Below are 4,701 nucleotides of genomic sequence, written 5' to 3'. Positions count from 1 at the left end.
GCTTGGCTTCCGTCCATGTATTGCCTCCGATGGTCTAAAGCTGTCAAATTTCCATCGGCTAAGGTAACCAAGCGCTTCCAGACGGCCTTGATAATAAGCAAGAGCCGGGCTCGGCTGTTGTCCAGATGAGCAGCGGCAGTGCAGCGAACTTCCGCCATACGTGCTGATTTTGCTCAGCTTGATTGATCGCAATGTGAACTGACGGGCGGGTTCTACATTTTTCGTTTGGTTGCTAGTGAGCAGCACAAAACAGGGGAGAGCATGCGCAAGCACGTATCCAACGGAAAGCCTGAGACGGCGGCACTTTTAGCGGTCAACTCATAATGAGGTTATCAATTTTGCCCCGCATTCGGTCACGTCTCCGTCATATGCGTACGGCTTGCCTTCGTGTCGTGCGCCCGCGCCATCAGGCCTGATCGCAAAGTTGCCCTTGCATTTTGGGCACTGCGTCATGTCATCTTGAAGTGCTGCTACCACGCCCATTGCGGTTGTGCCCGAGGACGCGCTGATGACCAGGCCTCCGTGATCGGTCTTGTCGTTGAGGCGAATTACACCGCGTCCTTGATGCTTCATTGTTAGTCCTGTTCATTCATCATTAGAGATCCCAATTCGAACGTCACTGGCTTGCAACTGCAGTGTCGGATTTACCTGGGGGGATGAAGTACGAGCCTTCGGGTGCGCCAGGCACTTTGACGCGGAATTTCAGCCCGGAGAGTAATTTGTCCCACAGCGCGACCGCTTCATCGTCGCTGAGCGAAGCGACTTTTGCGGCCCCAACCGTATTGTGTTCGACCTTCGTATACATTTGCACGTTGAATTCGGAGGGGTTCGCCACGTCCTTCGGCATACCGACCAAAGCCCATTCGAAGTCATGCGTGCCATCCTTACGTTTGACGAGGGATTCTTCACCATGCCAATGGTTTATATTGCGTTTACCTTCGCGGAACACCGTTCGGCTAGGATAATGCATTCCCTGATCCTCTTGCGCCTTTCGAATGCGCGCAAGTAAGGATAACTTGGGTCTTTGAGTTTTTTCGAAGTTCGCTGATGAATAGTCTCCATAGGCATCTTTGTTCGAACTGATTGAAAAGGTTATGTCTGGTAGGCTCGGTAGATATATCCCTACGTTGACCATTTCCTGTTGAGTGTACAAGTTATCAGCAATGAATCCGTGTTGAATACAAAATCCGGGATCATTTGGAACATTATCGGAAGAGCGCAAGCGAATGCTTTTTGCAAGTGCCGCCTGTCTTGCTGCGGCGGATTCTTCGGTTCCACCGTTAAGAGAATCTCCTAAAATGAACGTGAAATCGCCTTTATTTACATACGTCGTAAAAAAGTGCAGTCCAAATTCTTTTGCAGTTTCGCTTTCGTAATATCGTATTTGCCAACTTCCATCCACTGGCCCTTCATGATTGTAAGTAATTTCAGAAGTCTTGTCGTTTGCCTTGAGTTTCGCGATGTCCATCGAGACACGGGTTTTAATCACGTCCATCCCTCCGCTAATGACTTCCACATCATCAGGGATCGAAACGCGGCCTATTATTAGTTGGGCTTCTTGTGGCACTTGCAGAGCGTAGCGTCCAAAACAAAGCAACTTAGTTTTTGCGAACAGCGTTTGAAGACGCGTACTAATTTTGATGGGATCGGTCACGATGTTATCCTTATACGAATGGCTGCGTGAGCAAGCTTGCAGAGATAAGACTGTGAGCGCGGCAAAAAGACATGCGATGCTAGAGGTTGATGTGCGCATCCGTCACTCCCATTTTGCCGTTTTTGAAATTTGAACTATCGAGTACAACATAGACGCCAGCACTTGGGGGTCGGAATAGCTCTCTTGATGTTCGTAACCTAAGCCTTTTTTTTCGCCATGAACAAACAGTGTGCCAGTGATATGACGTGCCGAGCGCAGGGAGGGAACTGTTTCGTCTCCAGCATCAGTAGGTTTTTGCAATTTTAATGTTAAAACCTGATCGCCAGCTTGAACCGTTAAAATATTCTTTGCATTATCAGTCAACAATTTCCAGCTTTCTGGAGGGGGCAGTTGGTTCTGCCGAACGCGGTTGGTGCCGCCTGAAATATTGTCAATCTTAAAAGCGAGTTCACCGTAACTCTTGTGGTCGTCTGATGCGCAAAAGCTGGCATAGCAGTTGGTAGGGTGAAAGGTTCTTTCAATTGAATGTAGAAATTTCGAGGCGCTCTTGATGCGAGCAAAGGTGTTGGTAAGACCACCGCCCTTCTTCTCAGTAACTTTGCCGGGGTTAACCCACTCCGGATTGATGAGGCGCCACCACATATTGCTGGGTTTCAAGTAAATGTCATCTAGAGCATTTGTATTTCCGCTCGGCCAACTGCACAGCGTCTGGCCAGCGCTATCCACGACCTTTAACCAATTCTGGCCATAGGCTTTACCTGGTAGCATTTCTAAAGGGGCAGGAGTATTGGCAAGGATCGCAGTCGCATGCTCGCCGTCGATGGCAAGAACGCTGGCTTCAATCCCAGCAAAAGGGTGCAATATTCCGCCCTTCTCTTGAAAGCCAAAACGCATGCGTTTATAAGCGCTGGCAGCACCCATCGTAGGCATGACATTGTGGTACATTCCAAGAACTTTAACCAACGTGTCGTTGATCATATTGCCATAGTCGGGGTGAAGAAGTGCTCGTCCGACTAGTCCTCCCATACTATGAGTGACGACAATAACCTCATCACACTTAAAACCGCGCTGCTGATACCCTCGTACTAAACCACGGATACGTTCGGCGATCACCCCCGCCGATTTGCTATTACTTTGAACGAAGTTGTAACCCATTGCATGCACCGGGTACCAACATTTAGCGATTTTCTTAATGTCGTCTTCGGTAATTGCGCTGCCGGATGAGGCTCCGAACGCCTTGGGATCCTGCATGAGTAATTGGGTGACTTTTCGATGCTGGACGGCGAGCATTGGCTTGCCCGTTATTGGGCTGATTGGATTAAGCTGCCAGAAAGGATGAATTCTCCCGTCGATTATCATGTTGTTTAGAAACGCCTCGGCCGTTTTCAGCATCTCACCATAAGCGCCCGTGAATAGCACCTCGCTCCAACCTCGCCAGCGTGCAATTTGTGCTGGACTTTCGCGCTTGGGCGGAGCTGCGCGCCGCACATCTGTTAAGCTTATACGGCTTCCCATTAATGGTGGTATCGGTTCGAGGTCATCTGGAACATTCTGGTGACGCGCATCGGCGGCGATTGTTTCCTTACCTTCCGGGTCAAAACGTCCTTTGTTATCAGTGTAGTGGTAATACTCCACTTCTGTTTCGTTGGGGGCGAATACCAATTGACGCTGCGCCGGTGTCGCATCTTTGAGCCATCCAATTCCAGTACCAGTCAGCACAGCGGCTTGGCCAGAAGTACTCATAAGGTCATCAGGACGCCAAGCGCGGTTGTCGTCACGCTTTAACTCTTCCTGTCTAGCTTTGGTCATGCGAAGATTGCTGCCCATTACGCCCGGCAGGAAAATAATGGGAATAACTTTGCCAGGTGGCACAGTAACGTCATGCCTGATCGTATCCGAGATTTCGGTCATGTGGACCGTATATTCAGCCCAGCCGCCAACACCTTGGGTGAACTCCCCTTGGTGGTTGCCGCGCTCATTAAGGTTACTTTTATCGCTCACGGAAGTTCGCCTTTCCACCGAATCGTATAGCTGTCCATTTCTGATCCTTTTTGCACACCTGTGCCGCCATTGGCCGCAGACTTGCTACCGATGACCGTACCATCGCTTCTGATTAGTTCATAGGAAACGTTTTCCGCTGGTTTCCGGTCCAGTTCCAAGAAATTAACTTCTTGGTCAAAGTGATAACCGGTCGGTTTCTCGTTAAAAGCTTGCGAAACGCTCTTGGAAGACAGGGTTTCTAAGTTGCCGTGAAAGAGAACAGGCGATGAAGTGAAGAACTGTGTTTGATCGCTAATCTCAACCATGTGGTTGGCGCCCTGCAGCCTCACTCCTTTCTTGCCTCTGATCGTTACCCAGTCAGATTCGCTCAAGAGCGCAAGGACCTTGTTGGCGATGATCTCCACGTCATCTTCTTGCGCCTGCACGGACACCTTGCCGCCGGCGGCGATCAACTTCATTCCGGCTTTGTGCACGAACAGCCGGAAGGTCTTACCGACGCTCGCAAACAGACCGTCGATACTGGCGATCGACAGGCTTTTGCCGCTGGTGATGGCGGTATGGCGGCTGCTGGCTATATGGGTGGATTGTGCCGAACTGAGTTCAATCCCGGCCGGGCTCGCGACAATCAGGTGCGGCTCGGCCAATTCCGGAAACTCGCCCTTGCCGCCACCCCGAATGCCCTGGTTCTGGGATTTGATGTCCTTGACGGCGCCCGCTTGCTGGGGTTCCTGCTTATCCTGAGCGCCATAATGCTGCGCCATCCCGCTCAACTGCTCCTGCACGTCTGCAGCAGCCGACAACCGCTGGATCGTCTCGCCCATGTCCTTGATATGGCAAGCCGCGTTTGGGCGCGCTTCCGTGGTAATGAGCATGCCTTGGTTCGCGCGCGCCACACCCCAGGCATTGGTGGCCAACTCCCATCCTTCGCCGCGAGGATCCGTTCGACCGGACGTGTCCTCGACGCGCGTAATATGCCCCAGCGACAGCTGGCTGCACTGATGATCGCTCTTCAGTTGCGCCTGTATCTTCCCGGGCGTATCGTCCAG

General features: G+C 51.3%; 4 protein-coding genes. All 4 read right to left on the bottom strand.

Annotated features, from left to right (window positions below):
• Positions 1 to 318: 318 nt before the first annotated feature.
• Positions 319 to 573: a PAAR domain-containing protein gene (locus AC3A6M_RS24680; protein WP_487855335.1), complete on the bottom strand. Its 255-nt coding sequence runs from the start codon at positions 571 to 573 to the stop codon at positions 319 to 321.
• Between the two features lie 43 nt (positions 574 to 616).
• Positions 617 to 1,654 (bottom strand): T6SS immunity protein Tli4 family protein, encoded by a 1,038-nt coding sequence (locus AC3A6M_RS24675; protein ID WP_487855334.1) that lies wholly within the window; start codon positions 1,652 to 1,654, stop codon positions 617 to 619.
• 102 nt (positions 1,655 to 1,756) lie between these two features.
• Complete coding sequence (locus AC3A6M_RS24670; protein WP_487855333.1) at positions 1,757 to 3,655, bottom strand: esterase/lipase family protein; 1,899 nt, start codon at positions 3,653 to 3,655, stop codon at positions 1,757 to 1,759.
• On the bottom strand, positions 3,652 to 4,701 hold a 1,050-nt coding region (locus AC3A6M_RS24665), incomplete at its 5' end, for a DUF2345 domain-containing protein (protein WP_487855332.1). The genes AC3A6M_RS24665 and AC3A6M_RS24670, both read right to left, overlap by 4 nt.

Source organism: Telluria sp. Soil_C_11 (assembly GCF_057657395.1).
This window is presented reverse-complemented; position numbering and strand designations above follow the sequence as displayed.

Excerpts from the sequence above, each read along its gene's own strand:
- AC3A6M_RS24680 (WP_487855335.1), bottom strand. The coding sequence starts at position 573 with ATGAAGCATCAAGGACGCGGTGTAATTCGCCTCAACGACAAGACCGAT.